The 18,575-nt window shown below is 71.0% G+C and carries 18 protein-coding genes; 8 read left to right on the top strand and 10 right to left on the bottom strand.

Annotated elements, in window-relative coordinates:
• The 3 genes from ACFYWM_RS43995 to ACFYWM_RS43985 form a co-directional block, all read right to left on the bottom strand.
• Positions 1–488: CoA-binding protein (locus tag ACFYWM_RS43995; RefSeq protein ID WP_389927653.1), on the bottom strand; the 488-nt coding region annotated here is incomplete at its 3' end.
• Positions 488–1,669, bottom strand: coding sequence for an ADP-forming succinate--CoA ligase subunit beta (sucC, locus tag ACFYWM_RS43990; protein ID WP_389927650.1), 1,182 nt, complete (start codon positions 1,667–1,669; stop codon positions 488–490). The genes sucC and ACFYWM_RS43995, both read right to left, overlap by 1 nt.
• Positions 1,670–1,917: 248 nt before the next feature.
• Positions 1,918–2,325, bottom strand: coding sequence for a cobalamin B12-binding domain-containing protein (locus tag ACFYWM_RS43985; protein WP_389927647.1), 408 nt, complete (start codon positions 2,323–2,325; stop codon positions 1,918–1,920).
• Positions 2,326–2,754: 429 nt separating this feature from the next.
• Between ACFYWM_RS43985 and ACFYWM_RS43980 the strand changes: the two genes are divergently transcribed.
• The gene (locus tag ACFYWM_RS43980; protein ID WP_389927644.1) at positions 2,755–3,636 is read left to right on the top strand and encodes a hypothetical protein; all 882 of its coding nucleotides are present in this window, start codon (positions 2,755–2,757) and stop codon (positions 3,634–3,636) included.
• A 415-nt stretch (positions 3,637–4,051) separates the two neighbouring features.
• Positions 4,052–4,969, top strand: coding sequence for a hypothetical protein (locus tag ACFYWM_RS43975; RefSeq protein ID WP_389927641.1), 918 nt, complete (start codon positions 4,052–4,054; stop codon positions 4,967–4,969).
• Between the two features lie 140 nt (positions 4,970–5,109).
• Here ACFYWM_RS43975 and pcrA read toward each other — a convergent pair whose 3' ends face one another.
• Positions 5,110–7,374 (bottom strand): DNA helicase PcrA, encoded by a 2,265-nt coding sequence (gene pcrA / locus ACFYWM_RS43970; protein ID WP_389927638.1) that lies wholly within the window; start codon positions 7,372–7,374, stop codon positions 5,110–5,112.
• A gap of 118 nt (positions 7,375–7,492) precedes the next feature.
• Between pcrA and ACFYWM_RS43965 the strand changes: the two genes are divergently transcribed.
• Together ACFYWM_RS43965 and ACFYWM_RS43960 are read left to right on the top strand one after the other, a co-directional pair.
• Complete coding sequence (locus ACFYWM_RS43965) at positions 7,493–8,212, top strand: PIG-L deacetylase family protein (RefSeq protein WP_389927635.1); 720 nt, start codon at positions 7,493–7,495, stop codon at positions 8,210–8,212.
• Between the two features lie 108 nt (positions 8,213–8,320).
• Positions 8,321–9,148 carry an ABC transporter permease gene (locus ACFYWM_RS43960; RefSeq protein ID WP_389927632.1) on the top strand — a complete coding sequence of 276 codons (828 nt, stop codon included), beginning with the start codon at positions 8,321–8,323 and terminating at the stop codon, positions 9,146–9,148.
• Positions 9,149–9,216: 68 nt separating this feature from the next.
• On the opposite strand, the gene ACFYWM_RS43955 is transcribed toward ACFYWM_RS43960, so the two are convergent.
• The 6 genes from ACFYWM_RS43955 to ACFYWM_RS43930 all read right to left on the bottom strand — a co-directional run bounded on the left by ACFYWM_RS43955 (position 9,217) and on the right by ACFYWM_RS43930 (position 14,989).
• Positions 9,217–10,062 (bottom strand): CPBP family intramembrane glutamic endopeptidase, encoded by an 846-nt coding sequence (locus ACFYWM_RS43955; protein ID WP_389927629.1) that lies wholly within the window; start codon positions 10,060–10,062, stop codon positions 9,217–9,219.
• A gap of 100 nt (positions 10,063–10,162) precedes the next feature.
• Complete coding sequence (locus ACFYWM_RS43950) at positions 10,163–10,417, bottom strand: WhiB family transcriptional regulator (protein ID WP_389927626.1); 255 nt, start codon at positions 10,415–10,417, stop codon at positions 10,163–10,165.
• Between the two features lie 155 nt (positions 10,418–10,572).
• Positions 10,573–11,256, bottom strand: coding sequence for a neutral zinc metallopeptidase (locus ACFYWM_RS43945; RefSeq protein ID WP_389927623.1), 684 nt, complete (start codon positions 11,254–11,256; stop codon positions 10,573–10,575).
• Positions 11,257–11,348: 92 nt separating this feature from the next.
• Positions 11,349–12,818 carry a glutamate--cysteine ligase gene (locus ACFYWM_RS43940; protein ID WP_389927620.1) on the bottom strand — a complete coding sequence of 490 codons (1,470 nt, stop codon included), beginning with the start codon at positions 12,816–12,818 and terminating at the stop codon, positions 11,349–11,351.
• Positions 12,819–12,897: 79 nt separating this feature from the next.
• Entirely contained in the window at positions 12,898–13,536 is a 639-nt protein-coding gene (locus ACFYWM_RS43935; RefSeq protein ID WP_350970858.1) for a response regulator transcription factor, read from the bottom strand.
• Positions 13,537–13,774: 238 nt separating this feature from the next.
• On the bottom strand, positions 13,775–14,989 hold the full coding sequence (locus tag ACFYWM_RS43930) for a PspC domain-containing protein (protein WP_389927618.1): 1,215 nt from the start codon (positions 14,987–14,989) through the stop codon (positions 13,775–13,777).
• Between the two features lie 141 nt (positions 14,990–15,130).
• Between ACFYWM_RS43930 and ACFYWM_RS43925 the strand changes: the two genes are divergently transcribed.
• The 4 genes from ACFYWM_RS43925 to ACFYWM_RS43910 all read left to right on the top strand — a co-directional run bounded on the left by ACFYWM_RS43925 (position 15,131) and on the right by ACFYWM_RS43910 (position 18,484).
• Complete coding sequence (locus tag ACFYWM_RS43925; protein WP_389927616.1) at positions 15,131–16,816, top strand: PspC domain-containing protein; 1,686 nt, start codon at positions 15,131–15,133, stop codon at positions 16,814–16,816.
• Positions 16,806–17,012 (top strand): hypothetical protein, encoded by a 207-nt coding sequence (locus ACFYWM_RS43920; protein WP_389927613.1) that lies wholly within the window; start codon positions 16,806–16,808, stop codon positions 17,010–17,012. Before ACFYWM_RS43925 ends, ACFYWM_RS43920 begins: the two co-directional genes overlap by 11 nt.
• 275 nt (positions 17,013–17,287) lie before the next feature.
• Complete coding sequence (locus ACFYWM_RS43915) at positions 17,288–17,863, top strand: CGNR zinc finger domain-containing protein (RefSeq protein ID WP_389927610.1); 576 nt, start codon at positions 17,288–17,290, stop codon at positions 17,861–17,863.
• 177 nt (positions 17,864–18,040) lie between these two features.
• Positions 18,041–18,484, top strand: coding sequence for a VOC family protein (locus ACFYWM_RS43910; protein WP_389927607.1), 444 nt, complete (start codon positions 18,041–18,043; stop codon positions 18,482–18,484).
• The last annotated feature ends 91 nt before the right edge of the window (positions 18,485–18,575 follow it).

Genomic DNA, 18,575 nt, shown 5'->3' with positions numbered 1-18,575 from the left:
AGCTGGTAGGTCAGCGTGCCCGACTTCGAGACCAGGCCGATGCGGCCCGCGCTGGTGATGTCGGCCGGGATGATCCCCGCGTTGGAGGCGCCGGGCGAGGCGATGCCGGGGCAGTTGGGCCCGATGATCCGGGTCTTGCCACCCTTGGCGACCGCGTACGCCCAGAACTCGGTGGTGTCGTGGATCGGGACACCCTCGGTGATGACCACGCAGAGCGGGATCTCGGCGTCGACGGCCTCCTTGACGGCGTCCTTGGTGAACGCCGGGGGCACGAAGACGACCGACACGTCGGCGCCGGTGTCCTTGATGGCCTCGGCGACGGTGCCGAAGACGGGCAGGCCCTCGTGGACGGTGCCCGCCTTGCGGGCGTTGACGCCACCGACCACGCGGGCGCCGGAGGCGAGCATCCGGCGGGTGTGCTTGGTGCCCTCACCGCCGGTCATGCCCTGGACGATGATCTTGCTGTTCTCGTTCAGCCAGATGGCCATTACGCACCTACCGCGGCGAGCTCGGCGGCGCGCTTGGCCGCATCGTCCATGGTGTCCACCAGTTCGACGCCGGAGAGCTTGGCGTCGGAGAGAATCTGACGCCCGAGTTCGGCGTTGTTGCCGTCCAGACGGACGACCAGCGGGCGGCTCACGCTCTCACCGCGGGCCTCCAGCAGCTGGAAGGCCGAGACGATGCCGTTGGCGACCGCGTCACAGGCGGTGATGCCGCCGAAGACGTTGACGAAGATCGACTTCACCGCGGGGTCGGAGATGATGATCTCCAGGCCGGCCGCCATCACCTCGGCCGAGGCGCCGCCGCCGATGTCGAGGAAGTTGGCGGGCTTGGGCTGCCCGGGGAACGCCTCGCCCGCGTAGGCGACGACGTCCAGGGTCGACATGACCAGGCCCGCGCCGTTGCCGATGATGCCGACGGAACCGTCGAGCTTGACGTAGTTGAGGTCCTTGGCCTTGGCCGCGGCCTCCAGCGGGTCCTCGGCGGCCTTGTCCTCGAAGGCCGCGTGGTCCGTCTGGCGGAAGGACGCGTTGTCGTCGAGGGTGACCTTGCCGTCGAGGGCCTTCACCTGGCCGTCGGCGGAGAGGATCATCGGGTTGACCTCGACGAGGGAGGCGTCCTCGTCGACGAAGGCGCACCAGAGCTTCTCGATGAGCTCGGCGGCGCCGTCGAGCGCGGCCTCCGGCAGCCCTCCGGCCTGGGCGATCTCACGGGCCTTGACCCGGTCGACGCCGTCCAGGGGGGAGACCGGGACCTTGGCCACCTTCTCGGGCGTGCTGTGCGCGACCTCTTCGATGTCCATGCCGCCCGCCGCCGAGCAGATGGCGAGGAACGTACGGTTGGCGCGGTCGAGCAGGAAGGAGAAGTAGTACTCCTCCGCGATCGCGCTGGCCTCCTCGATCAGGACCTTGTGGACCGTGTGGCCCTTGATGTCCATGCCGAGGATGTCGGTGGCCTTGCGCTCGGCGTCGGCGGCGTCGTCGGCGACCTTCACGCCGCCGGCCTTGCCTCGACCACCGGTCTTGACCTGGGCCTTGACAACGACACGGCCGGTCAGCTGCTCGGCTGCCGCCCGTGCCTCCTCCACGGTGTGCGCGACCACGCCGCGCGGCACCGGGATGCCGTACTCCGCGAAGAGCTCCTTCGCCTGATGTTCGAACAGGTCCACGAGGGTCCGTCCTTGCTTGTCCGGCTGGTGTACAGATGTGAGCGGGCCGACTCCATGATCCAAGGGGGAGCCCGGCGGTTTTGCGCCAATGAAGCCTAGCCCGCCTCATGGCATGACCAGGTAACCGGGTTCCAGATCGTACGCCCCGAACGCCGCTCGCGCCGAACCGGCCGGCCCGGCCACCGGTCCCGCGAGCCGGTTCGGTCGTCAGACGGCCGGGAGGACCGCCGGACGGGTGAGGGGAGGTGTCAGACGGGCGAGGGGATCGCGCTCCGTACCCAGTCGACGATCTCCTGGGTGGTGGCACCCGGGGTGAAGACGCGTGCGACGCCCATCTCCTGGAGCGCGGGCATGTCGGCCTCGGGGATGATCCCGCCGCCGAACACCACGATGTCGCTCGCGTCGTTCTCCTTCAGCAGCTCCAGCACCTTGGCGAAGAGCGTCATGTGCGCGCCGGACAGGATGGACAGCCCGATCGCCGCGGCGTCCTCCTGGATCGCGGTGCGCACGATCTGCTCGGGCGTCTGGTGCAGGCCGGTGTAGACGACCTCCATCCCGGCGTCCCGCAGCGCCCGCGCCACGATCTTCACGCCCCTGTCGTGACCGTCCAGTCCCGGCTTGGCGATGACGACGCGGATCCTTGACACGGCATCCATCCAGACCTCCTTGTCTGCGCTCCCCTCGCGACGTGGGAGCTGTCCGCAGCGTAACCGGCCGCGTCCCGGCGGGTTCGGCGGGCCACCGCGAACCACGGTACAGCGGCGCCGATTTCATCGCCTTTCCGTACGCCGTCGCGGTCCGCCTCCCCGGCGGCCGCGCCCCGCTTAAAGCGGCCGGAATGCGCGGCGGAACCCGAGCCTCACGAAAAAGGGAAACTAACCGTCCGTGGCCGTTCGAAAGCGAATCCGTGCTCACGGCACGGCGGACGACGGCACCCCAAAGGCCGAGGAGACATCTCTGCACCGAATGTGCACACTTAATTCAAGGCAATCCTCCAAATGCGCTACCATTTCGTGATCTTGCTACATAAAGATGTGTTTCCCCTCCCCCAGCGGGGTGGAGGGGTCAATCAGGAGGATTTCCCTTTGAAGCGATACATCGCCGGTCTGGCGTGCGCCGCAACGGCATTGCTGGGCGTTCCGGCGCTGGCATCGACCGCGCACGCACAGGCCGCCGATCCGATCAGCGCACTGAAGAAGCAGTTCAAAAACGGTCGTGGCGTCACGTATGTCGACACCACGAAGGGGCGCGCCTCGTACGGCAGCGCGGTCGTGGCCCAGCGCAAGGGGGTGTTCCAGTTCGGCGCCTCCGGAATCAACGCGTCCGACCAGACCACCAAGCTGCGTATCAAGGCGAGCGACGTCGCGGAGATTTCCGAGGGTGCGAGCGAGGAGGAGGCCAAACTGCTGGCCGGCCTGGCCAAGCCCGAGCGGGTGATCCGCCTCAAGAACACCTCCTACATCTCCGGCGGCATCCTCGGTCAATTCCTGCCCGAGGACAAAACGTGGATCAAATTGCCCGTCGGCAATCTGGGCAACACCGGCCGGTTGAGCCAGCTTGTCAACCCGGCCGAGCCCGCGACGCTCAAGGCCCTGCTCGCCCGCGCCACGGTCAAGCGCCCGACCGCCTACTCGGGCAAGATCACTTTCGGTGAGCTCTACAAGGTCTCGCCGTGGTTCCGCGCCGGCATCTTCGTTCCCCCGACGGCCAAGCAGTCGAAGACCGTGGTGCAGTGGAAGCTGGCCCTCGGCGCCGACCTGCTCCCGAGGAAGCTGACCACCTCCTATCCCGCGAGCGCCCTGTCCGCCGCGCCGGGGATGACCATCTCGGTCGAGACCCGCTACACCGGCTGGGGCTCCAAGGTGACGGTCAAGGCGCCGCCGGCCGACCAGATCGCCAAGCCGGATGATCTGGGCGGGGACGTGGACGTCAACACCCCCATCCCGCTGCTGGGTGGCGGCAGCTGATCGTCCGTGCTGATCGCCCCGTGCCGATCATGCGGCGCCGATCCGGCCCGCGCCGATCACGCGACGCCGATCCGGCCCGCGCCGATCGTCTCGCGCTGATCACGCGGTACCGATCCATGCTGATCACACGGCGCTGATCACACGGCGCTGATCACACGGCGCTGATCGCACGGCGTCGATCCACGCTGATCGCACGGCGTCGATCACGCGACACCGGTCGCCCCGCGCCGATCGCATCTCGCACCACACGGGTCGCGCCCGGCGGGTCTCACCCGCCGGGCGCGGCCCGCGGCGTTCGCCGACGGCCGGGGCCTGACGCTTCCGCCGATTCTTGATCCGATATTTCGGGATATAGGGAAGAATCTTCTTCCGCCCTCCGCGACGACGCGAGGACAGCTACGGGAGGACCCCCTCGATGAGGCGAATCATCGCCGCCCTGACCGGCGCCACCATGGCAGCTCTGATCGTTCCCACGCTGGTGACCGTCACCCCGGCGAGCGCCACGGCCACCCGGACCGGCCAGGCCGCCCAAGCCGCCGCGGCCGACCCGGTCTCGGCGCTGAAGCGCCAGTTCAGGACCCACCGGGGCGTGAAGCTCACCGAGAACACGAAGATCATCGGCGAGGGCAAGAAGGACCGGGTCATCCTCACCCGGCGGAACGGCGTGCTGGAGTTCGGCAGAACCGGCCTGGTCGCCTCCGACCTGACCACCAAGTTCAACCTGCCCATCCCGGACGAGGAGCTCAAGGGCCTGTTCGCCCCGTCGCGGACGATCTCGCTGAAGGGCGTCAGCTACACCTCGGGCGGCGTCTTCGCCGAGTCCATGCCCGAGGGCAAGAAGTGGCTGCGCACGAACAACGACGCGCTCTCCCTGGTCAGCGCCGTCCAGCAGATCATCAGCACCGTCGAGCCCGGCACGCTCGGGGCGACCCTCGCCCACACCCGCGCCAAGCGCTCCGGCGGGACGTGGGACGGCACCCGGACCACGGTCCACTCGGGCACGATCACGCTGGGCGAACTGTTCAAGGTCTCTCCCTCGGTGCGCAAGATGCTGGGCAAGAAGCCCACCGGCAGGTCCGCGACGCTCCCGGTGACCTGGAAGATCTATCTCGGCTCCGACCAGCTGGTCCGCCGGATCGTGTCGTCGTACACGGAGTCCAGCCAGGGCCTCAACAGCACCGAGGTGACCTACGTCAACGACAGCCGCTACACCGGCTGGGGCACCAAGGTCACGATCAAGGCGCCGCCCGCCGCCCGGGTGGCCGACTTCGACGAGCTCCTCAACGACGTCACCCAGCCCGAGGACCCCATCAACGAGATCTTCAAGAACTGAACCACCCGCGGCCACCGGTGAGCGCGGGGACCGGACCGGCCCGCGGTGATCCAGGAGGCACGGACACGGGAAGGGCCCGGGGAGCAACGGCTCCCCGGGCCCTTCCGCATCTCACGGGCCGCCGGACGCCCATCCGGAGGTCAGAGCTTCTCCAGGGGGGCGTACGCCAGCAGCAGGGTCTTCTCCCCGCCGCCGCCGAAGTCGATCTTCACCTTGGTCTTCTCCGCGACGCCGTCCACGGACACGACCGTGCCCAGGCCGAACTGGTCGTGGGTGATCCGGTCGCCGGGGGTGAGGTTGGGGATCTGCCTGCCGCCGGGCTTCCTCGCCGGGGCGGGGCGGGAGTCTCGGCGGGTGGCGGCGCTCCAGGCGCTCTTCTCCGGGTCGCTGCGCCAGTCGAGCAGCTCGGACGGGATCTCGGCGACGAACCGGGAGGCCGGGTTGAACGCGGGTGAGCCCCAGGAACTGCGGACGGCCGCCCTGGAGATGTAGAGGCGCTGCTCGGCCCGGGTGATGCCGACGTAGGCCAGACGGCGCTCCTCCTCCAGCTCCTTGGGCTCGCCGAGCGAGCGCATGTGCGGGAAGACGCCGTCTTCCATGCCGGTGAGGAACACCACCGGGAACTCCAGCCCCTTCGCGGTGTGCAGCGTCATCAGCGTCACCACGCCCTGGCCGCCGTCGGCCGCCGGGATCTGGTCGGCGTCGGCGACCAGGGAGACCTGCTCCAGGAACTCCACCAGCGTGCCCTCGGGGTTGGCCTCCTCGAACTCGGAGGCGACCGAGACCATCTCGTCCAGGTTCTCCAGGCGGCTCTCGTCCTGCGGGTCGTTGGAGGCGGTGAGCTCCAGGCGGTAACCGGTGCTCACCAGCACCTCCTGGGCGAGCTCCGAGGGCGTCAGGTCGTCGGCCTTCACCATGAGCTCGTCCATCAGCGCGACGAACTCCTTGATGGCCTTGAGCGAGCGGGTCGCCATGCCCGGCGCGTCGTCCGCCCGGCGCAGGCCCTCCCAGTAGGGGATGCGCTCCCTGGTCGCGAACGCCTCGACCATCGCCTCGGCGCGCTCGCCGATGCCGCGCTTGGGCACGTTGAGGATGCGGCGCAGCGACACCACGTCGTTCGGGTTGGACAGGAAACGCAGGTAGGCGAGCAGGTCACGGACCTCCTTGCGCTCGTAGAAGCGCACCCCGCCCACCACCTTGTACGGCAGGCCGGTCCGGATGAAGATCTCCTCGAAGACCCGGGAGGCGGCGTTGGTGCGGTAGAAGACCGCGACCTGGCCGGGCACGACGTCCTCGTGGTCGGTGAGCCTGTCGACCTCCTGCGCGACGAACATGGCCTCGTCGTGCTCGTTGTCGGCGACGTAGCCGGTGATCTTCGCCCCGGCGCCCTGGTCGGACCAGAGGTTCTTGGGCTTGCGGCTCGCGTTGCGCGAGATCACCGCGTTGGCGGCGGACAGGATCGTCTGGGTGGAGCGGTAGTTCTGCTCCAGCAGGATCGTCCTGGCCTCCGGGTAGTCGCGCTCGAACTCCAGGATGTTGCGGATCGTCGCGCCGCGGAAGGCGTAGATCGACTGGTCGGCGTCACCCACCACGCACAGCTCGGCCGGGGCGACCCCGCTCTCCCCGCCCTCCCTGACCAGGTCGCCGTCGGCGGTGCGGGCCTCGGGACGGCCCGCGATCTCGCGGATCAGGGTGTACTGGGCGTGGTTGGTGTCCTGGTACTCGTCGACCATGATGTGGCGCCAGCGGAGCCGGTAGTGCTCGGCCACGTCGGGGAAGATCTGGAACAGCGTCACCGTCAGCATGATGAGGTCGTCGAAGTCCATCGCTCCGGCCTCGGTGAGCTTCTGCTGGTAGTTGCGGTACGCCTCGGCGAGCTTGCGCTCCAGGTGGCTGGACGCCTGGGCCGCCGCCGTCTCGTAGTCGATCAGCTCGTTCTTGAAGTTGCTGACCTGGGCGGAGAACGACCTCGGCGGGTAGCGCTTGGGGTCGAGGTCCATCTCGCGGCAGACCATCGCCATCAGCCGCTGGGAGTCGGCCTGGTCGTAGATGGAGAAGCTCGTGGGGAAGCCCAGGCGCTTGGCCTCGCGGCGCAGGATCCGCACGCACGCGCTGTGGAAGGTCATCACCCACATCGCCGCCGAGCGCGGGCCGATGAGCCGGTCGACCCGGTCCTTCATCTCCCTCGCGGCCTTGTTGGTGAAGGTGATCGCCAGGATCTCCTGCGGCTGCACGCCGCGCTCGCCCAGCAGGTAGGCGATGCGGTGGGTCAGCACCCGGGTCTTGCCGGAACCCGCGCCCGCGACGATGAGCAGGGGGCTGCCGTGGTGCACGACGGCCTCGCGCTGCTGGGGGTTGAGCCCGTCGAGCAACGGGTGGGTCAGGGAAGAGGCTGGGATCGACACGTCCCCTAGGTTAGAGCGACCGACCGACAACCGGGTCCAGCCGTGGCAAAGGAATGCGGGTGGACATGTCCGCGGTTGTGTTGACGGAGCGGTACGGGGACAACGGAGGGGCCTTTCCATGCTTTCTGAGAACGAGATCAGCCGCGTACTGGCGGTCACCGCGCACCCCGACGACGTCGACTTCGCCGCCGCCGGAACGATCGCGCTTTTCACCGACCGCGGCGTCGAGGTGACGTACTGCGTGGTCACCGACGGCGACGCGGGCGGCTTCGACCGCGAGCTGGACAACGGCGGCATGGCCGAGTTACGCCGGGCCGAGCAGTCCAACGCCGCCAAGGCCGTCGGCGTGACCGACGTCCGCTACCTCGGCCACCACGACGGGACCGTGGTGCAGAGCCTGGAGCTGCGGCGCGACATCACCCGGGTCATCCGCCAGGTCAGGCCCGACCTGGTGATCACCCACAGCCCCGAGCGCAACTACCGGTTCATCGCCCCCAGCCACCCCGACCACCGCGCGGTCGGCGGCTGCGCCCTCGACGCCGTCTATCCCGACGCGCGCAACCCGTACACCTTCCCGTCGCTGCTGCTCGACGAGGGGCTGGAGGCGTGGACCGTCCGCGAGGTCTGGCTCAACGGCGGCCCGGCGCCCGACCATCACGTGGACGTCACCGACACCTTCGACCGCAAGCTCGCCGCCCTGCGCTCCCACGTCAGCCAGGTCGGCCACCTGGAGGACTTCGAGGGCTTCCTGCGGAGCCGCTTCTCGCAGATCGCCACCGAGGCGGGCTTCGGCGAGGGCCGCTACGTCGAGGCCTTCCAGCGGGTCCCCACTCTCTGACCCTCCCGGGGGAAGGGCACGGCCGGAGGGCCGGACCCTCATCGCGGTCACCGCCGGGCGCCTGGGAACCTGGGAGTCCCGAAGGCACCCGACGGGAAGTCCGCGCCGTTGAACAGCATCGACCTGTCGTCCGCCACCGCCGTCGTCGTCCTCCTGCTCGCCGTCGGAGCCGCCGCCGTCGCCCGGCTCGGCCGTCTCGGGCACGCGCCCGCGGTGCTCGTGGCGTGCCTGCGCGCCGCCGCCCAGCTCGGCGTGGTCTCCCTGATCATCGTGTGGGCCGTCGAGCGCGCGCTCGCGGTGACGGTCTTCGTGCTCGTCATGTACGGGGTGGCGAGCGTGACGGCGGGACGGAGGATCACCTCGGGGCCCGCCGTCCGCTGGGCCGCGGTGCCCGTCGCGGCCGGGACCGTACCGGTCCTGGCTCTGCTGTTCGGCAGCGGTGTCGTCCCGCCCTTGGGCATCACGCTGATCCCGATCGCGGGCATCCTGCTGGGCGGGTGCCTGACGGCGACCGCCCTCGCGGGGCGGCGGGCCCTGGACGAGCTCGCCCACCGGCGCGGCGAGGTGGAGGCGGCGCTCTCGCTGGGCTTCTCCGAGCGGGACGCGGCCCTGGAGATCTGCCGCCCGCCCGCGGCGCAGGCACTGGTGCCCGCGCTGGACCAGACGGGGACGGTGGGCCTGGTCACGCTGCCCGGCGCCTTCGTCGGGATGCTCCTGGGCGGGGCCGGCCCGCTCCAGGCCGGGGTGGTGCAGCTCGTCGTGCTGGTCGCGCTGCTGGCCGCGGAGGCGGTGGCCGTGGTCGTCACGATCGAGCTCGCCGCCCGCGGCCGTTTCGGCGGCGGCCGGCGGCCCGGGGCGGACGCCTCCGGCGGGACCGGGCGGGCCAGGTGGACCAAACGGGTCGGGCGGACCGGGTGGACCAGACGGACCGGTTAGACCTGGCGGGTCGGGGAAACCGGGCAGGCCGAGTGGACCGAACGGGTCAGGCGGACCAGACGGACCGGTTAGACCTGGCGGGTCGGGGAAACCGGGCGGGTCGGGGAAACCGGACGGGCACGGTCCGGCGGGGCCAGGCGGGCGAACAGGTAGCCCAGGGAGTTGGTCGCGACGTGGAACATCGCGGGAGCGGCCAGGCCCCCCCGCCTGCGCAGCTCGGTGAAGAGCACCCCGGCGAGGCCCGTCGTGACCACCGACCCGGCCACGACGCGCGCCACCTGCCGCGCGGGGGCCTTCCCGGACTTCCCGGAGGCCAGGTGGCTCAGGGCGGGGTTGGCGGCCATCATGTCGGCGGCGGGCAGGATGTGCCAGAGGCCGAAGAGGGCCGAGGAGACCGCGGTCGCCGTACCGTGGCCGTGGGAGCGGGCGACGAGGGCGTGCACCACCCCCCGGAAGCCGACCTCCTCAAGCAGGACCGTGCCGACCGGCACCTGGAGCAGGGCCTCCTCCAGCGCGCGGGCGCGGGACAGGGACAGGGCCCGCTCGTCGCGGAAGAACCGGCGGGTGGCCGGGACGGAGATGCCCACGGCGTAGGCCCCGGCCACCGCCGAGGCGAGCGCGCCGCCGATCCGCAGGCCCCGCGCGCGCCGGTGGAAGCCCAGCTCGGCCCAGGAGAGCCCGGAACGGCGGGCCATGACGACCAGCGCGCCGGTGGCCGCGGCCGAGGTCAGCGGCGCCAGTCTCGGCGCCAGGCGGTTGTTGAGCACGTTGGCCGCCACCAGCACGGCCACCGCGCCCGCCATCACGCCCCCGGACACCCCGGACCCCTTGAAAACACCGGGCACCGCCCCGGCTCCGATGCGGGCGGCCCGCCCCGGCTCGTGCTCCATCCCCACGCCTGCCACGTCTGCCACGCCCCCCTCGGACGCCGTCTCGCGCCCGCGTGCCGGGCCGCGCCGGGGACCGTGATCGTCGGAACCCCTCGAATCCGGTTCGAGGCTACGCGATCGGGGCTCAGCCCGCGGCGGCCTGGCGCCAGCCGGCGGGGAAGCGCAGGCTACGGCGTTCCCGGACCGTCAGGCCGCCCCAGATCCCCTCGGGCTCGGCCGCGCGGAGGGCGTAGGCCCGGCACTCCTCCAGCACCGGGCACCGCTCGCAGACCGCCTTCGCCCGCGCCTCGTGCTCGGCCGACGGCGTCAGCGGGAAGAACAGCTCGGGGTCGCTCGTGCCGCAGGCCCCCCGCGCGGCCCAGCCGACATCCCGCACCATGATCCGCATGACATCGCCCCCTGGTGACTCACCGTCCCCCGTCAGGGTAGGTCGCCCTCGGCGGCGGGACATCAGCCTCCTGGCTGATTCGCACCTACTCATCGCGGCGTACTCCGGTGGCCGCACCGCTCCGGTGACAGCCCCGCGGCGGGGCCTCAGCAGGCGGCCGTCCCCTGGTTGTAGCCCTTGACGAACAGCTCCTGGCGCTGCCCCGCCGTGCCGTGGGCGTCCGGGCGCAGCCAGTCGTCGGTGGGGTCGCCGGCGGCGGCGAGGTTGATCAGGAGCTCGTCCTCGTCGCCGGGCTCGGTGTCCAGCGAGCCGCCCTTGACGAGCGCTCCCAGGGTCCCTCCGGCGTAGCAGTCGGCCTGGAGCTCCTTCTCGATGTTCAGGCGGAACGCGGTGTTCAGCTGCGCCTGCACCGCGTGCCCGAACTCGTGCGGGATGATCACGTAGACCGAGCCGTCGCCCATCTCCTCGTAGAGGCCGTTCATCCACTGCTCGTCGTAGGCGATGAAGTGACCCACCGGGCAGTAGAAGGCGTTGTTCGGCACCGACGGCTGCCCTCCGCAGTCGGGCCCGTTCTCCCCCTGGTAGGCGGTGAACGCGGTGACCGGCCGGTAGGTCAGCCCGGCCGCGGCGAAGGTCTGCTTCCAGTAGGCCTCGGTGAGCTCCCTGGCCAGCTCGACGTCCGACTCGAACGTCTGGCCGCGCGCGCCGGGCGTGGCCTGCTCACCGGTCTCACCGGCGGGGCCCGCCTCGGGGCCGGTGCCCTCCTGCACGCTCCCGCAGGCGGTGACCGCCGCCAGGACCAGTGCCAGGAAGAAGGCGAACGCTCTCATGGGTCCATCGTGACGGAGTACGCGGCCTTCGCGCGAGCGATCGGCGCGACCGGGGACCGGCCGGCGCGGGGGTGAGAACCCCGTCGATGGGTTCATGGGGACGGCCAGGTGTGGACGGGCTCGTTGGTGTGCATGTTCTCGATGTAGCGCAGGGTCATCCTGCGTAGCGCCTCGTGCCTGTCGAGGTCGCCGAGCGCGTTCACCGCGTCGATCTGCCAGCTCGCCCCCGTCGTGCCCGTCAGGCAGCGCTGCTCGACGATCCCCAGCAGCCGGTCCCTGGCCGCGGGGTCGACCCCCCACAGGTCGAGTCCCTCGTGGGCGAGCGGGAGCAGGCGGCGCAGGACCAGCTCGGACGCGACCACCTCGCCGAGCCCCGGCCAGAAGAGCCGGGCGTCCAGGCCGTACCGGGCGGCGGCGTGCAGGTTGTCCTCGGCCGCGGCGAACGACATGCGCGTCCACACCGGGCGCTCGGCGTACGGCAGGACGCGCATGAGCCCGTAGTAGAAGGCGGCGTTGGCGGCGACGTCGGCCACCGAGGGGCCCGCGGGCAGCACCCGGTTCTCCACCCGCAGGTGCGGGACACCGTCCACGACCGCGTAGACCGGCCGGTTCCACCGGTAGACGGTGCCGTTGTGCAGGGTCAGCTCGCCGAGCTGAGGGGTGATCCCCCTCGCCAGCTCCTCGCGCGGGTCCTCCTCGTCGCACAGGGGCAGCAGCGCGGGGAAGTAGCGGGCGTTCTCCTCGAAGAGATCGAAGACCGAGGTGATCCACCGCTCGCCGAACCACACCCTGGGCCGTACGCCCTGGGCCTTCAGCTCCACCGGGCGGGTGTCGGTGGCCTGCTCGAACAGCGGGATCCTGGTCTCCTGCCAGAGCCTGCGGCCGAACAGGAACGGGGAGTTGGCCGCCAGCGCCACCTGCGGGCCCGCGATGGCCTGGGCGGCGTTCCAGTTGGCGGCGAACGCCTCGGGGCTGACCTGGAGGTGGAGCTGGAGACTCGTGCAGGCGGCCTCGGGGGTGATGCTGTCGGCGTAGGTCTCCAGGAACTCCTCGCCCTCGATCGCCAGGTGCAGGTCCTCGCCCCTGGCCGCGAAGATCTGCTCGTTGAGGAGCTTGTAGCGGGGGTTGGCCGACAGCGTGCCCTCGTGCACGTCGCCCTCCCGCAGCGTGGGCAGGATGCCGACCATCACCATGTGCCCGCCGACGGTGCGGGCCCGCTCCTCGGCGTGGTTGAGCCGGTCCCTGATCACCCTCTCCAGCCGGGCCGCGCCGTCCCCCTCCAGGGATTCGGGCAGGACGTTGATCTCCACGTTGAACTGGCCCAGCTCGGTCGCCCAGTCGGGCTCGGCGATCGCCTCCAGCACCTCGGTGTTCTTCATGGTGGCCTCGCCGCGCTCGTCCACGAGGTTGAGCTCGATCTCCAGCCCGGCCCTGGGCTCGTCGAACTCGAACCTGGACTCGCGCAGCATCTGCGCGAAGACGTCGAGGCACCGGCGGACCTTGTCCCGGTAGCGCCGCCGGTCCTCGCGGCTGAACACCATCGCAGGTACATCGCGTCCCATACTTCGCAGAGTCGCACAGAAGTAACTACTCGTACAGAAGCCCGCGGGATGCGGATGCGCGGAGATTCGGAGCGGGCGCTCAGACCAGGCGCCGCGCCGTGGCCCAGCGGGACAGCTCGTGGCGGTTGGAGAGCTGCAGCTTGCGCAGCACGGACGAGACGTGGGTCTCCACGGTCTTCACCGAGATGAACAGCTCCTTGGCGATCTCCTTGTACGCGTAACCTCGGGCGATCAGCCGCAGCACCTCGCGCTCGCGCTGGGTGAGCGAGTCGAGCTCGGGGTCGATCGGCGGGGCCTCGCTGGAGGCGAACGCGTCCAGCACGAACCCCGCCAGCCTCGGGGAGAAGACCGCGTCGCCCTCGGCCACCCGGCGGATCGCGTCGGTGAGCTCGCGCCCGCTGATGTTCTTGGTCACGTATCCCCTGGCACCGCCCCGGATCACGCCGATGACGTCCTCGGCCGCGTCGGAGACCGACAGGGCGAGGAAGCGGACCGTGGAACCGGCGCCGAGGACCCGGCGCAGCACCTCCTGGCCGCCCCCGCCGGGCATGTGCACGTCGAGCAGGACCACGTCGGGCCCCAGCGCGGCGATCGCCTTGACCGCGGACTCCACGTCCTCGGCCTCCCCGATCACCTCGATGGAGTCGCCCAGCTCGGCCCGCACGCCGGAGCGGAACAGGCGGTGGTCGTCGACGATCAGGACCTTCACCACACTCATCGGACTTCCCCTCGCGGTCCCGAGGACCGCTCTCCGGCTCGTCTCGATCCTCGCCGTGATCCTACGGTCAGGGCTCCGGTTCGCCGCGGCCCCGGGGGCCACTCCCCGGTTCGCCGCGACCCTCGCCGTGATGCCGCGGACAGGGCTCCGGCCCGCCGTGACGCCGCGGACAGGACTTCGGCCCTCCGCGATCCCGGGGGCGGGGCCCCGGTTCGCCGTGTCGTGGCTCGCTCGCCGCTCACGTCTTCTCCAGCTTCATGGTCAGCATCACTTCCGTGCCCTCGCCGGGCTCGGTCCGCACACGGGCGCTGCCCCCGTGGCGCTCCATCCTGCCGATGATCGACTGGCGGATACCCATACGATCCTCGGGCACATCGCCCATGTCGAACCCGATCCCCCGATCCCGGACGAAGATGGTGACCTCATCCGGTTCCGTCTCGGCGTACACCGAGACGACCTCGGACCCGGAGTATTTGGCGGCGTTGACCATGGCCTGCCTCGCGGCCTGCATCATCGCGGACAGCTCGGGGGTGAGCGGGCCGTCGCCGACGCAGACGACCTCGATCGGCACCCCGTGCGCGTCCTCCTCCTCGGCCGCGACCCGCCGCACGGCCGCCGCCACCGACGCGTCGGCGTCCTGCTGGGGCTGGTAGAGCCAGTTGCGCAGCTCCCGCTCCTGGGAGCGGGCCAGCCGCATCACCTCGCGCGGGTCCTGGGCGTTGCGCTGGATGAGCGTCAGCGTGTGCAGCACCGAGTCGTGCACGTGCGCGGCCACCTCGGCGCGTTCCTCCTGCCGGATGCGTTCGCGGCGCTCGCGCTGCAGCTCCTTCCACAGGGCGGCCAGCCAGGGCGCCGCGATCAGCGCGACGCCGCCCACGACCACCAGGGTGAACACGATGCCCGGACGCGCCTTGCCCAGCTCGTCGTTGGCCACCAGGAAACCGATCGCGCCGACCACGACGAGCACGAGCCCGAGGAAGGTGCGGACCCGGTTCCGGCGGACCTGCCCGACGGTGTTGCTCATCCAGCGCTGCCGCCGGTCGGGGTCGGCCTGCTGCCACAGGATCAGCGAGCCGATGCCGCCCACCGCGATCGGCCAGGCCCCGATCCCGGCGCCCGAGGTGCCGGTGAGCCAGTCCAGCGCCGTCAGCGCCAGCCCGATCGCGCCGTACGCGGTGAGCTGGCTCCAGTCCCTCCCCGGCTCCCTGCCCTCGTACGGCTCGCGCGGGGTGAACATCCACAGGGCGGCGTACGCCAGGGCGCCGAACCCGTCCAGGACGGTGAGCAGCACGAAGGCCAGCCGCAGCACGACCGGGTCGAGCCGGAGCTGGGCGGCGGCCCCCTGGGCCACCCCGGCGACCAGCCGCCCCTCCACCGGTCTCACGAGACGGGGAAAAGGGGCGTCCTCGGATGTCACGGGCGCCGCGTCGCGAACTGTCTGTCGGTCAGCCATATCGTCAGCATCGTCACATGAACCAGCCTGCCAGTGCATCAGGCGTTCCCCTGAAGCGACCCTGAGAGAGCCGTACCCTCTCCGGGACGACTCAGGGGTCTCCCGGATGCACCGCGGACCGGGAAAGGCCACGATAAGGACATGAACGACACCGGGCGAGCCCAGGATCCGGCGAGCTCGCCGTCCGCCTCCTCCCCTTTCGAGGGGCGCTCGGAGGAGAGCGGCCTGAGGCGCGCCAACGAGGGGCGCATGCTCACGGGCGTCTGCGCAGGTCTGGGGAGGTACGCGGGGATCGACCCCGTGGTGCTCCGGGTCGGTTTCGCGGTGCTGGTGCTCGGCTCCGGGATCGGCATCATGCTCTACATCGCGGCCTTCCTGCTGATGCGCGAGACCGACGGCGGCCCCGGCTACCTGGAGCAGTGGATCCGGCGCGACTTCGACAGCGAGACGGTCCTGACCCTGCTGGCCGGCCTGTTCGCCCTCGGACTGGTCGTCAACGTCTCCTCGGACGGCATCGGCGCCGGCACCGTCGTGGTCGGCACGGTGTTCGCCATCGTCCTGCTCGCCGCCCACTCCCGCGGGGTCGACCTGCTGGCGGTGGCGCGGTCGCTGCCCGACCGGCTGCGCAGGCGCCGCGTGCCGTCCCCGTCCCCCTCTTCGGCTCCGTCCTCGTCCTCGTCCGGCCAGTGGCCCGGCGGCGCCGGGCAGCGTCCCGTCGGCGAGCGGGATCCGGCCGCCCACGCCGCCGCCGCGTTCCCGGCCGCCCAGCCGGGTGCCTCGACGGTCACGGAGTCGTACGCGCCCAAGGCGGGACCGGAGTCCGCGACGGTCCCCCCGCCCGCCACCCCCGGAACCCGGGCCATGCCCACCCCCGGGACGTCGGCCATGCCCGCCTTCGGACCCCAGGCCGGGCCCGCCGCCGGGACGTCGGCCATGCCCGCCTTCGAGCCGCAGGCCGGGCCCGCCGCCGAGAACCGTGCCGGACAGGCTCCGGGCATGCCCCCCGGCCCCGGCGCGCCCCCGGCGGACGGCCCGCGGAACGCCCCGCCCGGCCCGTACCCCTACGCGAGGCCGCTCTTCGACTCCTCCGGCGAGCCCTTCTCGCCGTACGGCCCCTACCAGCCTCTGGATCCCCGGAGGCGACAGCAGCCGTACTCCCCCTACGACCACCCGTCCGCGTACGGCGGGGCGGTGATGGCGCCGCCCAGGCCGCGGCGGCGCGGATCGCTCGTGGGAAGCGTCACCATCCTCATGGCCATCATCGTTGGAGGGATCATCGTGGCGATCCAGTCCGCCTCGGGACCGGTCAACATGACGGTCGTCGGTGGCGCGGTACTCGTCGTCATCGGCACCGGCCTGCTGATCGCCACCTGGTTCGGCCGGGGGGCGGGGCTGGTCGTGACCGGCACAGTCCTGTCGATCGCCCTGGTCGCGGGGTCCACGCTGGGCGGCATGCCGAAGAAGTTCGGCGACTACACCTGGAAACCCGCCACCCTGTCCGAGGTGGCCCGCACCTACTCGGTGGGCATGGGAGAAGGCAGTCTCGACCTGAGCGACCTGGTCCTGCCGCCGGGCTCGCGGACCGTCGTGAACGCCTCGGTCTCGGTCGGCGAGATGAGGGTGATCCTGCCCGCGACGGTCAGGGCGGAGGTGAACGGCTCCACCAGGTTCGGTGACGTCAAGATCGACCATGCGGTGGAGGGAGGGCCCGACATCCAGCACAACAAGATCCTGGAGCCCGAGGTGGCCCCCAAGGGCGACGTGGCGACCATCGTGCTGAACGTCAAGGCGGGCATCGGGGACGTGGAGGTGCGCCGTGCGGCCTGACACCGAGGTGACCGAGCGCCGTCGCGCGCACCGCACCGACTGGATGGCCCTGCTCAGCGGCATCGTCTTCATCGCGACCGGCATCGTCTTCATCAGCGAGCCGTCCGCGCCGCCGCTGGTCATGTTCATGATCCTGGTGAGCGGCCTGGGCTTCGCGGGCCTGGTCGCCATCCTGGCCAAGGTCATCCGACGCTAGAGCCGCGCGTCTCCCTGAACGGACCCGGTCGCGTCGCACTCACCCGAACGGGCCCGGTCGCATCGCATCCGCCTGAACAGGCCCGGTCGCGTCGCACTCACCCGAACGGGCCCGGTCGCATCGCACCCGCCTGAACAGGCCCGGTCGCGTCGCACTCACCCGAACGGGCCCGGTCGCATCGCACCCGCCTGAGCACGGCCGGGGCGCCCGAGGCCCAGCTTGTCGGCGATCGAGACCTCACGGCAAAAGGCCGGATCAGGCGTTAGGGTCGGAGCATGCCAGCCCTGGAGTTCGTCAGTACCGTCCGCGCGACGCGAGCCGGTCTGACGGACACGCTCGCCGACGTCGAGGGCATGACCGCGTGGGGCCGGGCGCACGCCGCCCAGCTGGGGATCGACCCGGACTTCGTCGCCTCGGAGGAGTTGCGGCGCGAGGTGGTGGAGCTGCGGCAGGCCGTACGGGCGCTCTTCGCCAGGGCGGTGGAGCCGGGCGCCGCGAGCGGCGCGGACGCGCACCGGCTCCCCGGGTTCGCCGGCTCGCTCGACCTGGTCAACGCCGCGGCGCTGGCCGTTCCGCTGGCCGCGCGGCTGGAGTGGCCCGCCGAGGGCTCTCCCCTGGCACGGACCGTGCCGGGCGACGAGGCCACCGAGTCCGCGCGCATCCGGGCGGCCCTCGCGACGTCGGCGATCGAACTGCTGGCCGGGCCGCGGCGTGAGCGGCTCCGCGCCTGCCCCGCGCCGCGCTGCGTGCTCTACTTCCTCAAGGACCACGCCCGCCAGGAGTGGTGCTCGGTCGGCTGCGGCAACCGGGCCCGCGCGGCGCGCCACTACCGGCAGCACCGCGACGACTGACCCCGTCCGGGCGGTTCTCCCTCTCACGTCTCCCGCGCCCTGTTCGGCGGCGCTCACGTCAGGTGTGTTTTACGTCACATCTTTATAATGGGAAAAATGAGGATTTTGCGTTAAATTTGCCATGCGCTCCAAATCTAACGGGATGAGCCGTTAGAAAGCCTGACGGGAGAGAACCAGATGACCTTCCAGACCGGCCACGTCGGCCTCAACGTCTCCGACCTCGACAGGTCCAGGGACTTCTATGTGAGGATCTTCGGCTTCGAGGTCCTCGCCGAGTCCGGGGAGGCGGACCGCCGTTACGCCTTCCTCGGCCTCGACGGCAAGCTGGTGCTCACCCTCTGGCAGCAGAGCGAGGGCCGCTTCGCCACCGGCCTGCCCGGCCTGCACCACCTGTCCTTCCAGGTCCCGGACATCGAGACGGTCCGCCGGGCCGAGGCCGCGATCAGGGAGGCGGGTGCCACGCTCCACCACGACGGCGTGGTGGCGCACCGCGAGGGCGCGTCCTCGGGCGGCGTGTTCTTCGAGGACCCGGACGGGATCCGGCTGGAGATCTACACGCCCACCGGCGCCGAGGGATCCCCCGTGCCGGTGGCCGCCGCCCCCACCTGCGGCTTCTTCTAAGATCGTGACTCATTTGGCGATCAGTCGTTGGATACAACGTGGATGCATTCCTTCAGCGACTGGTCCCTGACGAGTTGTGGGAGCTGTTTCA

The sequence above is a fragment of the Streptosporangium sp. NPDC002721 genome (assembly GCF_042888905.1).
Taxonomy (GTDB): Bacteria; Actinomycetota; Actinomycetes; order Streptosporangiales; family Streptosporangiaceae; genus Streptosporangium.
This window is presented reverse-complemented; position numbering and strand designations above follow the sequence as displayed.

Excerpts from the sequence above, each read along its gene's own strand:
- ACFYWM_RS43985 (WP_389927647.1), bottom strand. The coding sequence starts at position 2,325 with ATGGATGCCGTGTCAAGGATCCGCGTCGTCATCGCCAAGCCGGGACTG.
- ACFYWM_RS43975 (WP_389927641.1), top strand. The coding sequence starts at position 4,052 with ATGAGGCGAATCATCGCCGCCCTGACCGGCGCCACCATGGCAGCTCTG.
- ACFYWM_RS43965 (WP_389927635.1), top strand. The coding sequence starts at position 7,493 with ATGCTTTCTGAGAACGAGATCAGCCGCGTACTGGCGGTCACCGCGCAC.
- ACFYWM_RS43950 (WP_389927626.1), bottom strand. The coding sequence starts at position 10,417 with ATGGTGCGGGATGTCGGCTGGGCCGCGCGGGGGGCCTGCGGCACGAGC.
- ACFYWM_RS43945 (WP_389927623.1), bottom strand. The coding sequence starts at position 11,256 with ATGAGAGCGTTCGCCTTCTTCCTGGCACTGGTCCTGGCGGCGGTCACC.
- ACFYWM_RS43940 (WP_389927620.1), bottom strand. The coding sequence starts at position 12,818 with ATGGGACGCGATGTACCTGCGATGGTGTTCAGCCGCGAGGACCGGCGG.
- ACFYWM_RS43935 (WP_350970858.1), bottom strand. The coding sequence starts at position 13,536 with ATGAGTGTGGTGAAGGTCCTGATCGTCGACGACCACCGCCTGTTCCGC.
- ACFYWM_RS43930 (WP_389927618.1), bottom strand. The coding sequence starts at position 14,989 with ATGGCTGACCGACAGACAGTTCGCGACGCGGCGCCCGTGACATCCGAG.
- ACFYWM_RS43925 (WP_389927616.1), top strand. The coding sequence starts at position 15,131 with ATGAACGACACCGGGCGAGCCCAGGATCCGGCGAGCTCGCCGTCCGCC.
- ACFYWM_RS43915 (WP_389927610.1), top strand. The coding sequence starts at position 17,288 with ATGCCAGCCCTGGAGTTCGTCAGTACCGTCCGCGCGACGCGAGCCGGT.
- ACFYWM_RS43910 (WP_389927607.1), top strand. The coding sequence starts at position 18,041 with ATGACCTTCCAGACCGGCCACGTCGGCCTCAACGTCTCCGACCTCGAC.